Below are 18368 nucleotides of genomic sequence, written 5' to 3'. Positions count from 1 at the left end.
TCATAGATTATCTAGGTCCTGATAAAGAATCCTATGGAAAACCCGGCTCGTGCCCTGTTGTTGGTCACGAGCTGGGTTTTCGTTTAATCATTTAGTGTGGAATTGATCTTGGCTCCCTTCCATAATCTGCTTATTATGAAATACTTCATCCACCTCTAATGAAAGCATTCCTCCCTTAGCGTTTTTGCGCCCATCTTTGCCATACTTAGGTGTACTATCATCATTCACAACGCTCACTACCCCTGCAGGCTCCCAAGGCTGGCGGTTTAGTTGGGAAGCATGCTCCTTGTTATTTTCATTACTCATTACTTATTGCCTCCTCTATGTTAGTTTTAAGTCTCATTTGAGATTCCTTCCAACATTATAGATTTCCCTATAGAACTATTATTACTCGCATATATTGTAGATTGGGTTGGAAAACTTTTCTAACCATAGGTATCCAATCATGTTCTTTACGACATAATATTAAAGCTAAACTAATTTTTGATAGAGGACAGAGGCGATGTTATGAGTATTCAACAACTTTATACCAACCCGGACCCATTAATCCCCATGCAACCGTATACGGAATTGCTCTTCGTGGAGGATCAGCTACAGATCGTGCTCGAAAAAGCCGATGGCTTAATTAAAGAAACCTGCGTTAGCTTATTGCATTCTGGAGGCAAACGGATCCGCCCGCTCCTTACCCTTTATAGTGGTCTGTGTTTTGCTCCCTTAAATCCAGCGATGATCCAAGCAGCTGTTGCGGCAGAACTCATTCACATGGCTTCTTTGATTCATGACGATGTAATTGATGAATCTGCTACTCGACGTGGGAAGCCAACCGTAAATTCTTTATATGGAAACCATGCAGCAATACTTACCGGAGATTACCTCTTTGCTGAAGCCTTTAATATTCTAACGACTCACCGACTACTAAACAGTATGACTTACCTTGTCGAAGCAATTCAAGCCATGTGTCACGGAGAAGTTAATCAAGCGAATGATCAATTCTCAAGTCTAGCAGGAATACAACACTATTTTAATCGCATCGCCAATAAAACGGGCATTCTTTTGGCAGCTTGTTGTCAGTCCGGCGCCTACCTGGCTGGTGCTGATTCAGCAGAAATTGTCTTAATGAGAGACTACGGACTAAACCTTGGCTATGCCTATCAGATAACTGATGACATCCTGGATATTAGTGGAGATTCAAGTTCCCTAGGCAAACCGGTTGGAGCGGATATCATGAATGGAAACGTAACGCTTCCCTTGCTTTATCTTTTAGATAATCCTATCTATGGGAATTGGCTCAAAGAAATTCTGAGTACTCGTAAAGTATCTGCACAAGGCACTCAAAGTATTAAGGAAGCTCTTATTCGTACTGGATGTCTAGAACAGGCTCAGGCGACTGCTACCCAATGTATCGATCATGCTAAAGCTTGCCTTACTACAATCCCCTTAAGTCCCTATAAATCAACCTTAACTGAATTGGCCGATTCCATTTTAGGCCGTCAAACATAATTTTTGCTCGCTTATGCTTACAGAAATGCCCTCCAATGGTTGGATGAGTTATTCTAACCATTGGAGGGCTCTCTCTTGTTATGCCCAAGCTGCAGGTCTCCGTTCACTGCTTCAAGCCAAAGGGTTCCTTGCCTTATACTATAATGCCTTCCCTTTTCTTAAAAGACGGCATAACCCGAAGAGCAGATTTACTTCCCATCCACTATCCTTGATTAGTTGTTTACTTATGGACCGTATTTCTCTGTCGCTGCCTTTTTCATCAGACAGATACATGGCTAAGAGGCCTTGAACAACGATGCGGTGAAACTTTGGATACTCAAGCTTTTCCGCTTGAGTAAAGGAATTATTAACAAAGAGTTGCAGCCGCTCCTGGAGCATTTCGTTATGTTCATAATAAGCTACAAAATTCAATTGATTCGTCTCTTTATCTTCGCGCAGATCGATAAAATAGTCCATTAATATGTGAAGACCGCAAATCCATGGAAAGTAGGCTTGCTTTATTTCCTTTCCTTGGGTTACTGATAATTGCGGATCGAAAGCGGCAGCATATAGACAGAAAATCCCTAGGGTCGACCCTGATGCCGCAGCAAATTCCCAGGCTGTTATCTTCGAATCGCTCAATAAGTTTGGCCTGATCCAGGCTAACATTTTCGATTCTCGTTCTTCAATCGCTAAGTGTTTATAGGTCTGTAAGCACGAGTAAAGCTTAGCGAGGCCTATCCCTTCCTCTTGAACTATGTCATAGGAGGGAAGGCCTTTTAGGCTATTCTGACAGGTTGTAACCAACCGTACTAGATACCCTCCATCTTCTCGATAAGGATAATACTCGTAGTAATCTGATGGAGCTGCTTGTGGGTTTAAGGCTTCATGCATGGCTAAGTGCAGTTGAGCAAATGCTTTTTCATCTTGAATCTCAAGGCTGTCGACTAAATTATCAAGATAATCACTCATGGTTTGATAAGCAACAATGAATTGAATAGTGGCTTCCAAATCCACGCCAGGGTAAAGTGCATAAATACTTCCTCCTTGGCAATGAAATGCTTTGGTGCGGATACTCTCCGTTGCTTGCCTACTCAAGCGGGCATCAGGTAACTGAGCGGCTAAACGTTGCCAACCTTCAAGTTCATGTTTGACCAAGGGAAAAACCTTCGAGACATACTGATAAATCAACGTTACTGGACTAATGGTTCTATGGTTTAAATTAGGCATCCTTCAATCCCTTTCAAAAAACATCCATACATACTATATCCTCATTCCGGCAATTCTATATATGTTAAATAGACTGAAAGGAGAATTAGCATGAATAATTCAAAATCTGAGTTAACTGCGAAGAATTTAGCCATCTTAAACGACCAAATCGGGGCGGAGGCACTACTTGTGCATAAGTTTGCCCAAGCCGCACAATCGGTTCAAGACCAAGCAATAAGTTCACAACTATCAAACATTTCTGGGCAACATCGAAAGCATTATGATACCTTGCTTAATTATCTAAATTCACACCAATAATTTTGAAAGGAAGGGATTATATATGACAATGCAATCTATCTTAACGGAACAAGAAATTGTAACTGACCTGCTTACGTCCGAGAAACACCATACTTCCACGATAAATACTTTTATCACTGAATCAACCTGCTCTAATTTAAGGCAAAACCTTAAAGATATCCTCAATGAAGAACATAGTATTCATGAAAATATTTATAATTTGATGAATCAAAAAGGTTGGTATCCTACCAGTGATGCTCAAGCTCAAGACGTTCAAAAAGTTAAGGACAAGTTTAATTCGTTACAGGTTTGATAGTGAACTCGTTCAGCTAAAGCTAAACATCGAGACTTCGGTGGGGGACTCTACCCCCACCGAAGCAGAATAAGGAACTCCCACTTATAGAAGTGGGTGTCTCGGAATTGATTAAAAAGTATATCCTCTAATATAGTCTTAATACAAAGACGGAGCTAAATAGCTCCGTCTTTGTATATCTCTCACTTTTCTGATTTAACTTCTTTTATGTCTTCGGTTTTATCTCCCTCACTGGAAGATTTGAATTCTTTGATCCCTTTACCCAGTGCTTTTCCTAATTCCGGCAACTTTCCTGGTCCGAAAATTACTAAAGCAAGGACAAGAACAATACCTGCCGTCATAGGTGTAATTAATCCAAACGTTGTTAGCAAAATTGTCCACCTCCATCATTAACAACCAATTCCATAAAATAATGTATACTTTATAGAATTAGCAAATCTGTCTATGTTTATCCTATCGTATTGCAGGACAACACGCAACATCTTTTTAATGGAAACTTTCTAGATCTGACAAATGATACACATGTCTCTGAATAGGCTTATGATCATCTATTAACCTTTGTTTAGTAAAGGTGCTTACTTTCTTTTTCCTGGAAAAGTTGTTCATATCCAAGATACAATTTCCAGATGATTTCCCAAAGTTCGCCTTGTGCTTCAGTTACGTTTAATCCCAGGTCTTTGGCCTCCCGACGACCGATTGGATATCCATGCGAAAAGTATCCCTCAGTTAATGCTTGAGTTACTTTCTGAACTTGTTCTGGAAGATCTTTCAACATATAGCGTGATAATAAAGTTTCCGCATATTGCCGGGATGCCTTGATGGTTTTTTCATAGTCTCCAATGAGCAAAGGATCAAGCATGTTTAACAGTGGCGTCACAAGTAAAGCTGCCACTTCCAAATCAGCACAGTTGCTGATAGACCGTTTTAAATAATCCAGACAATGCCAAACCGCCTGAACCGGTATCAACACATCCTTATAAACTGGATGTTTGACAAGAGGATCAATCGGTCCAAGTTCGGAGATAGGTCCCATAACGACTTCATCTGCTCCAAGGACAAGCATTGAAGCCGCTGATTTTGCAACAAACGGAACTATCACAGCGAACTCTTCGCAAAACTCACGGATTAGCATGACAACCTTATAAGGAGTATCCACGGACCCTCCATAACTATGCAGAATTAGGTCAATTCTTTGAGTATGACCGATTTCCTCTAGTTGTTTATAGAGAGGGACTAAAATTGTGTCATCAAGTGGTGTATAAGAAAAATAGACTAAGACTTTGGAATCCCGCAATTCTTCTAATCGCTTAATATAAGCAAGCCGTTCCTCAGCTTCCAAACCGATTACCTCCCAGCCCCATCCTCACACACCATATTATTCCAATAATTCTTACATGGTGAGTACTGAGAGAACATATTTAATGTTTTATCCGGTGAACAGTTTCTGTATAGATCTTTGCAATTACCCCTGGGAAAATAACCTCTAAAATTGATCCTACATAAAACTAACCTCCTTGTTAACTTAGTATTAACAAGGAGGCCTACTTGACTTTAATGATTTGGCCCGGTTTTACTCAGGCTTTTTAGGTATCACGTCTTGAGTTAGTCCTGCTTGATCATGACAGCTCTGACAATATGACTCGCCACCAAGCCCTTTCTTTTCATGACAGGTATAACATTGTTTCCAAGGCTGTTGGTTGTTTAAGACAGCGTAGCCATGCCCTTTGGGTCCATGGATCCAGGTATCTTGTGGAATTGAGGCATGCGGATTTGAAGAATCCCTAGTCTGCGAAATATAAAGTATCGCTACCAAAGCTGCCAATAAGCTGAACGAGATAAGTGTTCTTATGATGCGTTTGCGTTCCATCTGGGTAAGCACCCCTTTTTAATCCACAGAGTCTTTCACTTCTTTGAGCAATCCTACACAATTCTAAAACATTACTAACTTGTTTTTATAAGAAAACATACAAATTCGAACATCGAACATCGAACATCGAGCTTCGAACCTCGAATTCGCTAGAGTGTTTTAAGCACTGTTCGGGCTTGTTCTAGTGTTTGGTCAATGTCCGATTCTGTATGTGCCGTGGATAAAAAGACGGCTTCAAATTGACTGGGGGCTAAGTAAATGCCATGTTCCAACATTCCGCGGAAGTACTTGGCAAAACCCTCGACATCTGATGTGCAGGCGCTAGCAAAATCCTTGACTGGAACGTCTGTAAAGAAAGGGGAAAACATGGCCCCGATGGTATTCACCCAAAGGGGAAGTCCGGCCTCTTGGGCGAGCTGTTTCAAACCTTCAGCCAGTCGGGTTGTTTTACTTGTTAAGGCTTCGTAGGTTCCCGGTTGTTGTAACAGCCTTAAGGTCGCTAATCCGGCGTTCATCGCTAACGGATTACCCGAAAGGGTTCCTGCTTGATAGATTGGGCCACTAGGAGAAATTTGTTCCATAAAACGGCGTTTCCCGCCGTAAGCTCCAACTGGGAGTCCGCCGCCGATCACTTTACCTAGGCAAGTTAAATCCGGATCAATCCCAAAATAGGCCTGTGCTCCACCATAACTAACCCTAAAACCAGTCATCACTTCGTCAAAGATCAGTAACGCTCCGTACTCTTTCGTTAATTGGCGAAGGCCTTGTAAGAATCCTTCTTCGGGTAAGACCACACCCATATTTCCTGTGACAGGTTCGAGAATCACAGCTGCGATCTCTTCCCCTTCACTCTGGAAAATCTCTTTTAACCCTTGAAGGTCATTAAAACGAGCGGAAATTGTGGTGGCCGCGATTTGAGCTGGTACTCCTGGTGAGGTTGGAACCCCAAAGGTCAGAGCTCCGCTTCCCGCCTTAATCAAGAGCTGGTCGGAGTGCCCATGATAACATCCTTCAAATTTGACGATTTTAGTTCTGCCTGTAACGCCACGTGCTAAACGCAAAGCACTCATCGTGGCTTCCGTTCCAGAGTTAACCATGCGTACCATCTCCATAGATGGAAAAGCCCTCAGAACTTCTTCAGATAATTCGCTTTCGACCTCGGTAGGAGCACCATAGCTCGTTCCTCGCTCTGCCACACGTTTGATGGCCTCTACCACCTTCGGGTGGGCATGCCCGACGATCAGCGGACCCCAAGACCCGACGAAGTCAAGATAACGATTGCCATCGATATCCCAAATATGTGCGCCTGCACCCCGGTCTATGAATACCGGATCACGCCCTACGGATTTAAAGGCCCTTACTGGTGAATTCACGCCCCCTGGAATAACCTTCTGGGCCCGTAGAAATGCTTGGTGGCTTTTTTCATCCACAAAACTCATGTGAATGTCCCCTTTCTAGTTCATCTCTTCTTCTAGAAAATATTGCATACTGCTCTTTTTTAATTCCGCTGTACTAAAAAGCATAGAATACGTCTTGACCCCGGTTGCCAGAGAAATCTTCCTCATAACTTCTCCGCAATCCTCAACAGTTCGTCCATGGATCATAGTAAAGAGGTTGTATGGCCAATCGGGCAAGGTTGGTCTTTGGTAGCAATGGCTAACTTCCTTGAAGCGTGCCATAATTTCACCAACCTCATCCGCCTGTTCAGGATTAACCTGCCAAACCCCCATGGCATTGGCCACGAAACCTGCTTTCTGATGTCGCAGCACAGCACCGAAACGGCGAGTAACTTCGGCATTTAATAGACGATTGGCACAAGCAATGACCTTTTCTACAGGCCACTGGAGGTTTTCAGCCAGGACAGTGAAGGGAGTCGGGGAATCTGGCAGATTCCCTTGGAGCACTCGAATCAGGGCGATGTCTTCGTTGGTTAAGTCATAAGGAGATACATTTTCTTTTTGTGCACTGCGTATATCAGCATCTCCGAAAACATCTATACCTTCTTCAGGCGACGATTCCTCGTCAGATAAGTCAAAATCAAAATTAACATTGATTTTGAACAATCGAATGGCTGGAAGGCTAAACACGTCAGGTACTCCAGAGACTTCGCGAATAGTTTGAAGTATACTTTCGGCGATAGCCTGAGAACGGGCGATGAGTGTAAACCAGACATTATACTCGTGGTTACGAATATAGTTGTGCGTCACTCCTGGAAGCCCCTCTAGGAATTTTGCCAAGATGGGAATCTTCTCTACTGGAACCTTCGCTGCACATAAGGTACTATAGTACCCTAAACTGCGAGAATCGAATACCCCACCTAAACGACGAATGATTCCTTCCTGCCGCAGACGTTGAATTCGTTTAAAAGCATCCTCCTCAGTCGTCCCTACCAATTCGCCAAGGATCTGGTAGGGATGAACGGCGATCGGGAAACGGTCTTGGATGGCATTCAACAAGGCACGATCCATTGAATCCATACTAAATCCCCTTCCTCCCGTGGTATAAGCACCACGGTTCCTCCGCCATGTAATCCCCTTCGTTATAGTACGCAGCTCTTGCCCGGCAACCACCACAGGCGCGCTTAAACCCGCAGGAACCGCAACCGCCTTTATAATCAAGTGTACGCAGAGTATTAAAAACTTCATGGTTACGCCAAATTTCATCAAAGGTTGTCTCTCGAACATCCCCTAACGGGATATTTAAATAAGCACAAGGTTGGACTTGACCTTTGGGTCCGATGATGCAATAGTGTGTTCCAGCTAAACAACCACGACTAAAGCGCATATCCACACCCATTTGTTTAGCGATCCGCATAAACTGTGGGGCACAGGTTGGCTTTAGTTCGATATCGACGGTTTGCTGCTTTTTCATAATTCGGGTTAGAATTTCCTCATAGGCCTCCGCCTTTAAGGTCTCTTCCTCAATCGAAACCGCTCGACCTGTGGGAACTAGGAAAAAGAAATGGTGGGCTACGGCACCCAATTCGACCGCAAAATCCGTAATTGCTTCCACTTCATGGGCATTCCAATCCATGATCGTCGTGTGAATTTGGAACGGGAGGCCAACTTCTTTACAAATTTTCATTCCTCGAACCGCACCATCCCACGCCCCGGGAAATTTGCGGAATTCATCATGTTTTTGCTTGTCTAGAGAGTCTAAGGAAATACCCATACCCATAGCACCAGCCTCTTTTAGTTGCTGAGCCAATTCTAGGGTTATTAGAGTGCCGTTCGTGCCAAAGACAGGGCGTAACCCCAGTGACGTTGCGTAAGCCACTAATTCTACGATATCCGTCCTCATCAGAGGCTCTCCGCCGCTAAAAATCATAATCTTAAAACCAGCTTTGGCAATTTGCTCAAGCAAGGTCTTTGCTTGGGCGGTATTGAGTTCGTCTTCTGCTTGGCATCCAGCATCACGGTAACAATGGTCACAATACATATTACAGGCATTCGTGGTATTCCAAGAAACGATCATACATTTCCCCCCTCCCTAAGCCAATTTGCAACGTCTAAGGCATGATAGGTAATCAACAAATCTGCTCCTGCACGCTTCATACTGATCAGAGCCTCCATGACAATACGTTTCTCGTCAATCCAGCCCTTCGCTGAGGCTGCTTTTACCATGGCGTATTCACCGCTGACATTATACGCAGCAACAGGCACTCCGCATTTCTCTTTGGTACGATAGATAATATCTCCATAAGCCATGGCGGGCTTTACAATAATCAGGTCGGCACCCTCTTCAATATCTAACTCCGTCTCCCGCATGGCCTCATTGCCATTGGCAGGATCCATCTGATAGGTTCGACGATCTCCAAACTGAGGGGTTGATCCTGCCGCTTCCCGAAAAGGTCCGTAAAAACCGGAGGCAAACTTCGCGGAATAAGCCATAATAGGAATATGAGAGAATCCTTCTTTATCTAACCCTTCCCTGATTGCAGCAACTCGCCCATCCATCATATCCGACGGGGCAACCATGTCTGCACCAGCCTGGGCATGGGAAAGAGCGGCCTGAGCAAGCAGGTTAAGGGTTGGATCGTTCAGGACCTGCCCATTTTCAATTAAGCCGCAATGCCCGTGATCCGTATATTCGCACAGGCAGACATCTGTAATCACGTAGAGTTCGGGGTAATGCTTTTTGGCTAAACGTACAGCCTCTTGAACAATCCCGTGTTCATGGTAAGCGCCTGACCCCACATCATCCTTGCTCTCTGGAATTCCGAAGAGCAAGACAGCTGGGATTCCTAGGTCCACAACCTCTTGAAGTGCTATCACGAATTCATCGAGTGAAAAGTTATAAACACCTGGCATGGAGGAAATCTCCACCTTTTTTTTCTCACCCGGCATAACAAACATAGGGTATATTAAGTCCTCAACTCTGACATGGTTTTCCCGTACCATGTTTCGAATGGTTTCATTGGCCCGTAAACGGCGGGGGCGCCTTTTAAGTTCCATGGTTTGAACCTCCTGTAGTTTAAATACTGTGGGGAGGAGGAAGTTTCTTGGCACGTTCGCACATCCTACGCCGATAGGTATTCCTTTATGGATCTCGGCTTCGGCGATACTCTCCACTGGAGACTATCGTGTTCCATTGCTATTCGCTTGTCGCTCAGGCTAAACCGCAAAACTTCTGGGCTTTCTGCATGTGAACAGTTGCGGTTCTTAACGCCTGATCGACTGCGCTCACTGACGCAATTCCACTAATCGTGCTCTCTAAGCCAAGAAACTTCCTCTGGCTCGGGTCGACGGGGAATTGGAACGACGCGGGATTCAGTGTGCAAGCTGGGAACGGTTCTTAACTTGCACCACTTACTTTCAAGTCCTCTCCTGAGGTAATTTTCATCTTATTTCAAGCCGATTTCTTCGTCCGTCAAGTAGCATGCTGGGTCGGATTCCCAGAAGTCTCCGGTGGTGGCTTCGGCACGGGTCCGGAAATTACCGTTACACATGTCGAGGTATTGACAAGCCGCGCAGCGTCCTTTGAGTAGGGCTTTACGGTCCTTCAGTCCTGATAAGATAGGATGGGTCACATCTGTCCAGATCTCTGCAATTTTGCGTTCGCGGACATTACCAAATGAGATATGCTGGGTGAACTGGTCAGGATGAACGTACCCCAGTGGGTCAACTTCGCCGAAGGCAATCCCTGAACGATTTCCACCGTTATAACCAATTAGATTCTTGATTCTTTCAGCCCTAGCTGGATCTTCTTTTAATGCTTGGATGTACATATATACTCCATCGCAATGGTTATCGACGGTAAGAATTTCTTTTTTCAGGCCGCGGGCTTCGAAGTCTCGAGTTCGGCGAATAATCGTATCCATCGCCTGACGGGATTCTTCCGGCGTCACATCTTCTGCAATCATTTGGTTCCCACGGCCCGAATAGACCAGATGGTAAAAGCAAACGCGATCAATATTCTCCTCTTCAATGAAGTCAAAGATCTTGTCTAGTTCTTTAATATTGTGATGATTAATTGTAAAACGAAGACCTACCCGTTGGTCCACGGCGACACAGTTTTGAATTCCTTGCATTGCCGCCTTAAAGGCACCTTCTTTTCCTCGGAACTTGTCATTAACATCTGCCAGCCCATCCAATGAGATCCCAACATAGGAGATTCCAATGTCTTTAATGCGCCGTGCTACTTCCGGTGTTATCAGCGTACCGTTGGTAGAGAGTGTTGCCCTAAGTCCTTTGGAAATTGTATACTCGGCAAGTTCGAAAAAGTCGGGACGGATTAAAGGCTCTCCTCCAGAGAAAAGTAGAACGGGAGATTTGAATTCAGCCAGGTCATCAATAAAGCGCTTAGCTTCTTCAGTGGTCATTTCTCCCTCGTATTTTTGAGCATCAGATTCCATATAACAATGAGCACATTTTAAGTTACAAGTCTTGGTCGAATTCCAAACGACAACTGGCCCAGAAAGATTGGTTGTACCGTTACGAGCACCGTGAGAGTCTTTGTTATAACGCAGAGAGTCTCCGAAATACTCTGTATCAAATAAAAGCTTTGTTACGCTGATCATGTTTTAGTTCCCTCCAGTAATGTTTCTACCAATCCACTGATAGTATAATGAGCTGCTTCCTTGAAAATAGTGAGACCTAGTTCTTGAGCAGTTGCACTTGTGATCGGTCCGATAGAATAGAGCGAAACATTGTCCAGTAAGGAGACATCTCCATCGATTAGGGTTAAAAAGTTACGCACTGTCGAAGAACTTGTAAAGGTGACTGAATGAATCGCTTTATCTCCTAGCAAGCTTTTTAACTCATCACGGTTTGCTCCGCCAATGACCGTCTTATAAACCGGCACATCCCAGACATCAGCACCCATGGCCTTGAGGGATTCTGGCAAAATTTCTCTTGCCTCTTCAGCCCTTGCCAGTAATACTCTTTGACCGGAGGATATACGGCCCGACAAACCTTCAACAATTTTCTCGGCGCGGAACTCTTCCGGTACATAAGCAGCACGTAGTCCTCTTTGTTCAATAGCCACTTTCGTAGCAGGACCGATGACAACGATTTCAAGGCCCACCAGATCCCGAACATCTCGTTCTTGCCGCTTAAGCTCGGCAAAAAAGGCTTCAACCCCGTTTACACTGGTAAAGATGAGCCATTGAAACTCTTTAAGATTGTCTAAGGCTTTTAGCAAAAACGAATTGTCCGAGGGAGGGGCAATTTCAATCATAGGAAATTCCCAAGCTTCTCCCCCCAAATCTTCAATCGCCCGAGATAGCTCGCTCGCCTGGTGGCGTGCCCGAGTCACAATGATCCGTTGTCCAAACAGTGGTTTCTTTTCAAACCACTGGAGTTTTTCCCGCAATGTTACGACTTCGCCGACAATAATGATCGAAGGGTTCGTAAAGCCCTGTTCTATAACTTCTGTTGCAATGGTATCAAGTTGCCCCACCAACGTACGTTGCTCTGGGCGAGTGCCCCATTGGATAATTCCCACTGGAGTCGTTGGCTTTTTGCCGTTTTCCATTAGTTTTTGAGAAATCATGGGGAGATTCTGCATGCCCATCAGAAAAACGAGGGTTCCGTGCGATTGTGCGAGGTGGTCCCAGTGAATGGTTGTTTCATTTTTGGTTGGATCTTCATGTCCTGTGATGACCGCAAATGAGGTTGTTAAATCTCGATGCGTTACTGGGATACCAGCGTAGGCCGGAACAGCAATCGCGGAAGTGATCCCCGGTACCACTTCAAATTCAATGCCTACCTTGAGTAACGCTTCTGCTTCCTCGCCTCCTCGACCAAAAACAAAAGGATCTCCACCTTTTAGGCGAGTCACTATTTTTCCTTCAAGGCCTTTATCGACAAGGACTTGATTAATTTCTTCTTGTCTAAGGGTGTGGCGATCTGGAGATTTCCCTACATAAATAAGTTCACAATCCGGGCGGGCTAACGTTAAAAGGCGCCGCGAAGCTAAGCGATCATAGACTAAGACATCTGCCTTAGCAATACATTCTGACCCTTTAAGGGTTATCAACTTCGGATCTCCCGGACCTGCTCCGACTAAAAATACATATCCCTTACTCAAACCGAACACTCCTATCCCAGCATGTTACATAACTTAGTTCATTATATAGTTAATTACAATATCTTTAAATAGCGATATTCCTGCTACAAAGGAATTCAAGAACAGCCCAAACTCACACCGTAAACTTGCACCAATCGTTCTCCCATTCCAAGCCCGGGACGCAGTGTCACACAAGCGCGACGTCTTTACGTAAGCAGAATAGCAAACTTCCGTTCAAGCGACCGACCCCAGACACGGGGCAGTGCATAGGGATGTGCACTGCCGCCAACCGAGCCAAGGTCCCCTCCCGCCATCACGGCATCTTGCCATCCATGGCGATGCTCTAATCTCGAACGTCCTGTTCGAGTCTTGGCTCCGGTGACACTAGACCATCCATGGTCGTCGGATGGCGAGTTTGGCACGATAGTCTCCAGTACGATAGTCTCCGGTGGAGAGTATCGCCGAAGCCGCTATCTCCAAACGATACCTACCGGCGTAGGATTATTATCGCCGTAGGCGGGTTCTTTTATATAATACTATCGCCGAAGGATGAACCCCGCTCCTTCATAGTAGGAGCTTGTACGGTTAGTTTGCTCTGCGTCGTAAGCACCGAGCGCTGTGTCACACAAGTCCAACTATCGAATTTCCGCAAGTATAGTTAAAGCCCCTTGGTCAACCAATCGATTGGCGACCTCTATGCCCACCGTTTCGGGGTCAATGCCTTTGGCTTCTGCTTTAATTAAGCGAACTCCATCTAAGCTCGCTACCATTCCTCTAAGAACGATTTGTCCCTCTACAACTTGAGCTAAGGCTCCAATAGGGACTTGACAACCGCCTTCAAGTTTGCGCATTAAAGCCCTTTCTGCACGAACTGCTTGTTCCGTGGCATTATGATTAAGTGGAGACAGTAACTCCTGAATCTCAGAGCGCCTCTCCACAATCTCAATCGCAACTGACCCTTGACCGACCGCTGAAAGCATCATTTCTTCCGGAAGAATTTGGGTGATTCGGTCTTCCCAGCCTAACCGTTTCACACCAGCCGCTGCTAGGACAATCCCATCCATCTCAGATTCCTGTAATTTCTCCCAACGGGTTTGGAGATTTCCACGCAGATCCATAAACTGAAGATCTGGACGAAAGTATTTGAGCTGAGCCTTGCGCCGTAAACTACTTGTCCCAATCATTGCCCCAAGGGGCAATTCCTCAAGAGGGATTCCATTCTTACTTAAAAATACGTCTCTCGGTTCCTCACGAACACAAAACGCGCTAATGGTTAACCCGTCTGGCAACTTGGTTGGCATATCCTTGAGGCTATGAACTGCCATGTCAAGTTCATCATTCAACAGTCCCTGTTCCAATTCCTTAGTAAATAATCCTTTGTCCCCAATTTTAGAAAGGGGAACATCCAATATCTTATCCCCTTTGGTTTTCATAGGAACGAGCTCAAATTGAAGCTCAGGGTAAAACTTTTCTAATTCGCTTTTAACCCAGTTGGCTTGCCACACCGCTAATTGACTGTCACGAGTTCCAATCCTGATGGTCTTCATTCTGCTTCTGCCCTCCCATGGTGCGCCTGTCCCAGATGTTGATGATGATGTGGTGTTTTAGCGGGTCGTTTTTCTTCTTCCTCAACATCCAAATCAAAAAGGTTTTGTAAGATTTCTGTATAGAGATGACCTTGGCTCGTCGAAGCATACTCTTTTAGATTTGTGATAGGCACGTGCAAGAGATGGTTGACGATAGAATTAGCCATAGATCGGATGATCTTTTCCTGTTTTGGTGTTAAACCACTTAGGCGTTCAAACGCACGCTCAAGTTGTAATTCTTTGATTTTCTGTCCTTTTTGCTGCAGTGCCACGATCGTCGGAACGACAAACAATGAATTATGCCATTTGAGGAAGTGTCCCATTTCTTCATCTATAATTTTCTCTGCATTAAGAGCCGCTATTTCACGCTCCTGATGATGGCGATCAATAACTCCTCGTAGGTCATCTATATCAAATAGTGTCACTAAGGGAATGTCTCCGACTTCCGGATGGATATCACGGGGTACCGCAATGTCAATCAGCAGCAGGGGACGTTCCTTTCGTTTAGTCATGACTTCTTGTATACGTTGAGGTAACAAGACAAAATGTTTAGCGGCTGTGGCAGAAATCACGATATCGACTTCTTCCAAATACTGATCCATATCGTCAAAACGTACGGCACGCCCAGAAATCTCTTGAGCCAGGTTGACAGCTTTTTCATAGGACCTATTAGAGACTAAAACAGTAGAGGCTCCCGCTGCAACAAGGTTTTTTGCAGTCAAAGTGCTCATCTCTCCAGCCCCCATGATTAAAATCCCCTTACCTTCGAGTTCTCCAAAATGTTGCTTGGCAAGCTCTACCGCTGTGTAACTGATCGAGACCGGGTGCTGGTCTATCAACGTTTCCGTTCGTATCCGTTTTCCAACAGCTAAGGCAGTCTGGAAGAATACATTAATTGCTTTATTCGTGACAGCCGCTTCATTAGCCTGTTCATAAGCACTGGCAACCTGTCCTATGATTTGAGTCTCTCCCCGGACCATTGAATCTAATCCGGAAGTAACTCGAAATAAGTGTCGTACAGCATCATATAAGGTGTGGACATATGAGTACTCGATAAAGTCCTTCTCCTCGATCCCATGTTGACTGGCCAAGAACTTTTTAATAGAAACAATTCCTAATTCGACCTCCGTCGTTGCTGCATAAATTTCTGTACGATTACAGGTGCTGAGTATTAGAACCCCTTCTAATCCAGGATAACTTTTAAGTTTCTTGAGGGCCTCTTTCATTTGAGAAGGATGAAAACTCATTCTTTCTCTAATTTCTACTGGTGCGCTGCGATGATTTAACCCAATAGCGACAGGAAACACGTTTCAATCACTCCTTCCGCCTCGGTTAATCGCTGAGCTTTAATGAGTTTCCTCACTTCTCCGTCCGTAGCGCGATCCCAAAATATACTTCTCTTTTCTGGTGGCAAGTCCTTCTTGGCTTTAGTTCGCCAACTTTTAAGCAAGGTGAGATAGTCTGCCATCTCATTGCCATACAACGCTTCCAACTCACTACGAACTTGCCGTGCAACGATAGGGCTGCTTCCCCCTGTCGAAACTGCAATTTTCAGATCTCCCCGTTCCATAATAGAAGGAACAATGAAGCTGCATTTTTCAGGTTCATCCACGACATTGACTGGCCGAAAATGAGCTTTAGCATCATAGGACACTTGAGCATTAACTTCCTCTATTTCAGTGCATGAAAAGACAAGCATTGCGTCTTGAATATCTTCAGTGGAATATTCCTTTTCTACCCAAAAACATGTTTTCTCATCGATCAGTTCCCTAAGCTCCGGAACAAGACGTGGGGAGACAATTCTCACCAAGGCCCCATGATGCAAAAGGGTTTGAACTTTGCGTAAAGCTATATTCCCTCCTCCGACGACTAAAACAGACAGGGCCTTTAAATTAATAAATATTGGATAATATTGCGACATAAACTAAGTCACCTTCTCTACTTTTCTCCCTATTTCAATTCGTTCTATTATGACATTTTCCCTGCCGAATACCTAAAACATTTTAAAAGATGGAAATTAATGTTCCGTAAGCAGGTAAATAATCTCTACGAAGCATATGAATGAAGTCCTGATAAGAAGTAGTTGACCCCAAAGAAAGTAAACAACACAGCAGCAAAGCCAAAGATCGCCAACCAGGCTGCCCTTTTTCCTTTCCATCCGTACATCAACCGAGCATGCAAGTATGCTGCATAAATGATCCAGGTAATCAAAGACCAGGTCTCTTTAGGGTCCCATGACCAATAAGTGCCCCAAGCATAATTTGCCCAGATTGCGCCCGTAATAATGCAGAGGGTCAAAAGCGGAAAGGCAAATGCGATGACTTTATACTCAAGCTCATCTAGTTTATCTAAGGCTGGAAAACGCGAGACAATTCCCCGAGAATTAGACATTTTATGGGTGCCTTCATTACTCAGTTTCATTAGATACATAATGCCTAACCCGAAGGATAGGGCAAAAGCGCCGTAGGAAAAGATTGCCGTTACTACGTGAAAGGTAAGCCACTGGCTCTTAAGTGCCGGAGGAATCGTTTGTGCAACTCGTTCCTCTGGCCCCATCGTCATAATAATAAACATCAATAGTAAGAAAGCAATGGGCATGACAAATGCGCCAAGGGCCCTTATTTTATAGCGATACTCAGCATACAGATAGACAACTAATATCCCCCAAACGAAGGTCAAAAGAAATTCATAGCCATTGGTAAGTGGCGGATTCCCCGAAATGACCATTCTGAGGATAATGGCAATGCTGGAGGCGATTATGGCAACAATAACAAGGTAGGTTGCAAGTTGTCCTATGAGTTCTTTTTTGACGCCGCCTAACCAAATGAAGTATGACAGCGTACATAAGATGATAGACATAAGCAAAATATAAAACATGGCGATTTCAAGGCTTTCTAACATTATTTATCCTCCTTGTCATTTTCATTTGTTTTTAGCGGTTTCGAGATAGAACTTGCAAATTGTTCTAAAATTTCGTGGTTACTAGCTACCATTTTTCCTGATAACACACCCACGGTTAGGGTTCCTTGTTTCTCGTTTACTGATTGTAGTATTCCAGAAATCACAATGGGCTGCCAGTAAAAAGCGAGTAATAATCCAGCAAGTAACAATCCGCATCCCAACCATATAAGAGCAACACCGGGATCCTTCTTGACTTGTAACCCAGTAAATCCAGCTAAGTCATTAAAGGTTAAATGATAGGTTCCCTGAACATCGATCGATTGCCCTTTCGTGAGTTGTCCGGTCTGGACCGGTTTCTCCTCGTTACCTTTGTATATTTGGTAAAGAACGTCGACTTTCTTTGAAGAAACCGACTTAATCGCTGTTACGAGATAAAGCTCAGTCCCTGGAGCCTGAAAGTAACTTTGTCCCTGATCACGTAAGACAACCGGAATCTTTTGCCCTTTCATTTCCACTGTAAAACTAGCGCCGTTGGCAAAACTGGCTTGATAAAAGGTAACTCCCTTATACTTAAACGGGTCATTCACTGACAATGTCTTTCTCGCTACTTCTTTTCCGTTTTCTAAAATACTCATGTCTGTATACCAATTATCCCGTTCACCACTGGGCAAAAATCGATCCTCTGCAGAATTTATACGCACACTAAAGGTTTCGGAAACCTTACCTTTGGAGATCTCAATTCGTTGAATCGGAATGGTATTTCCAGACCCCTCCATAAAGAATCCTTTAAATCCTAAAAGAGATCCTATTAAAGCACCAATGACTAAAACTACAAAGGAAAGATGGGTGATCAAGGATCCCCAGCTACCCAAGCGGCGTTTTATGGCAATAAAACTCCAATAATCTGACTGGTCGCTAACTGTAGAATAATACCCATTTCGCTTCAAAACCTCTTGGACGGATTCTTTAAGTTGCGCAGACTCTCCCTTAACCGCAAGTTTGATTTTTTGTGGTACCTGCGCAAGAGTAGTCGGCGGTTTTAGCTTAAACGTCCGATGATAAATACCCTTAAGCCGCTGCAAACTGCACACAATGAGATTGATACACAATAGACCCAGCAACAAGCGAAACCAAACTGCGCTATAAAGATGTGTTAATCCCATCATTTTCCACAAGCCACCCACAGCTTTAGCTTCCTCGGGGTTTA

20 protein-coding genes are annotated in these 18368 nt (G+C 44.3%); 3 read left to right on the top strand and 17 right to left on the bottom strand.

All coding sequences use genetic code 11. The features are described 5' to 3' along the window. Positions 1-87: 87 nt before the first annotated feature. A complete protein-coding gene (locus JL57_RS00505) occupies positions 88-306 on the bottom strand; it encodes a hypothetical protein (protein WP_034140095.1) in 219 nt (72 codons plus the stop codon). 201 nt (positions 307-507) lie between these two features. Between JL57_RS00505 and JL57_RS00500 the strand changes: the two genes are divergently transcribed. Beyond that, a complete protein-coding gene (locus JL57_RS00500) occupies positions 508-1500 on the top strand; it encodes a polyprenyl synthetase family protein (protein ID WP_034140094.1) in 993 nt (330 codons plus the stop codon). A 138-nt stretch (positions 1501-1638) separates the two neighbouring features. Here the strand turns inward: JL57_RS00500 and JL57_RS00495 are convergent, their stop codons facing one another. After that, on the bottom strand, positions 1639-2709 hold the full coding sequence (locus JL57_RS00495) for a tetraprenyl-beta-curcumene synthase family protein (protein WP_034140093.1): 1071 nt from the start codon (positions 2707-2709) through the stop codon (positions 1639-1641). Between the two features lie 90 nt (positions 2710-2799). On the opposite strand from JL57_RS00495, the gene JL57_RS00490 reads away from it, so the two are divergent. Together JL57_RS00490 and JL57_RS00485 are read left to right on the top strand one after the other, a co-directional pair. Then, positions 2800-3006, top strand: coding sequence for a hypothetical protein (locus JL57_RS00490; protein ID WP_034140092.1), 207 nt, complete (start codon positions 2800-2802; stop codon positions 3004-3006). Positions 3007-3028: 22 nt separating this feature from the next. Further along, positions 3029-3298, top strand: a complete 270-nt coding sequence (locus JL57_RS00485; protein WP_034140091.1) for a spore coat protein — start codon at positions 3029-3031, stop codon at positions 3296-3298. Between the two features lie 182 nt (positions 3299-3480). Here the strand turns inward: JL57_RS00485 and JL57_RS00480 are convergent, their stop codons facing one another. The 15 genes from JL57_RS00480 to JL57_RS00415 all read right to left on the bottom strand — a co-directional run. After that, positions 3481-3669 (bottom strand): twin-arginine translocase TatA/TatE family subunit, encoded by a 189-nt coding sequence (locus JL57_RS00480; protein WP_034140090.1) that lies wholly within the window; start codon positions 3667-3669, stop codon positions 3481-3483. 191 nt (positions 3670-3860) lie between these two features. Next, complete coding sequence (locus JL57_RS00475; protein ID WP_034140089.1) at positions 3861-4637, bottom strand: SDH family Clp fold serine proteinase; 777 nt, start codon at positions 4635-4637, stop codon at positions 3861-3863. Positions 4638-4868: 231 nt separating this feature from the next. Further along, positions 4869-5165, bottom strand: a complete 297-nt coding sequence (locus JL57_RS00470; RefSeq protein WP_034140088.1) for a hypothetical protein — start codon at positions 5163-5165, stop codon at positions 4869-4871. 149 nt (positions 5166-5314) lie between these two features. Continuing rightward, the gene (gene hemL, locus JL57_RS00465) at positions 5315-6604 is read right to left on the bottom strand and encodes a glutamate-1-semialdehyde 2,1-aminomutase (protein ID WP_034140087.1); all 1290 of its coding nucleotides are present in this window, start codon (positions 6602-6604) and stop codon (positions 5315-5317) included. A 15-nt stretch (positions 6605-6619) separates the two neighbouring features. Continuing rightward, a complete protein-coding gene (locus JL57_RS00460) occupies positions 6620-7642 on the bottom strand; it encodes an AsnC family transcriptional regulator (RefSeq protein WP_034140086.1) in 1023 nt (340 codons plus the stop codon). Position 7643: 1 nt separating this feature from the next. Next, positions 7644-8639, bottom strand: a complete 996-nt coding sequence (nirJ2, locus tag JL57_RS00455; RefSeq protein ID WP_034140085.1) for a putative heme d1 biosynthesis radical SAM protein NirJ2 — start codon at positions 8637-8639, stop codon at positions 7644-7646. Next, on the bottom strand, positions 8636-9619 hold the full coding sequence (gene hemB, locus JL57_RS00450) for a porphobilinogen synthase (protein WP_034140084.1): 984 nt from the start codon (positions 9617-9619) through the stop codon (positions 8636-8638). The genes nirJ2 and hemB overlap by 4 nt, the downstream gene beginning before the upstream one ends. 389 nt (positions 9620-10008) lie before the next feature. Beyond that, positions 10009-11184, bottom strand: coding sequence for a putative heme d1 biosynthesis radical SAM protein NirJ1 (gene nirJ1, locus JL57_RS00445; protein ID WP_034140083.1), 1176 nt, complete (start codon positions 11182-11184; stop codon positions 10009-10011). Beyond that, positions 11181-12695 carry a uroporphyrinogen-III C-methyltransferase gene (gene cobA, locus JL57_RS00440; protein WP_034140082.1) on the bottom strand — a complete coding sequence of 505 codons (1515 nt, stop codon included), beginning with the start codon at positions 12693-12695 and terminating at the stop codon, positions 11181-11183. The genes nirJ1 and cobA overlap by 4 nt, the downstream gene beginning before the upstream one ends. Positions 12696-12880: 185 nt before the next feature. Continuing rightward, on the bottom strand, positions 12881-13096 hold the full coding sequence (locus JL57_RS33160) for a hypothetical protein (RefSeq protein ID WP_291299538.1): 216 nt from the start codon (positions 13094-13096) through the stop codon (positions 12881-12883). Positions 13097-13309: 213 nt separating this feature from the next. Beyond that, entirely contained in the window at positions 13310-14221 is a 912-nt protein-coding gene (gene hemC, locus JL57_RS00435) for a hydroxymethylbilane synthase (RefSeq protein ID WP_034140081.1), read from the bottom strand. Beyond that, the gene (hemA, locus tag JL57_RS00430) at positions 14218-15567 is read right to left on the bottom strand and encodes a glutamyl-tRNA reductase (RefSeq protein ID WP_034140080.1); all 1350 of its coding nucleotides are present in this window, start codon (positions 15565-15567) and stop codon (positions 14218-14220) included. Before hemA ends, hemC begins: the two co-directional genes overlap by 4 nt. Beyond that, entirely contained in the window at positions 15543-16181 is a 639-nt protein-coding gene (locus JL57_RS00425; RefSeq protein WP_034140079.1) for a bifunctional precorrin-2 dehydrogenase/sirohydrochlorin ferrochelatase, read from the bottom strand. Before JL57_RS00425 ends, hemA begins: the two co-directional genes overlap by 25 nt. Positions 16182-16306: 125 nt before the next feature. After that, a complete protein-coding gene (gene ccsB, locus JL57_RS00420) occupies positions 16307-17161 on the bottom strand; it encodes a c-type cytochrome biogenesis protein CcsB (protein WP_034140078.1) in 855 nt (284 codons plus the stop codon). Continuing rightward, on the bottom strand, positions 17161-18368 hold a 1208-nt coding region (locus tag JL57_RS00415), incomplete at its 5' end, for a cytochrome c biogenesis protein ResB (RefSeq protein WP_034140077.1). The genes JL57_RS00415 and ccsB, both read right to left, overlap by 1 nt.

It is taken from the genome of Desulfosporosinus sp. BICA1-9 (assembly GCF_000802135.1).
This window is presented reverse-complemented; position numbering and strand designations above follow the sequence as displayed.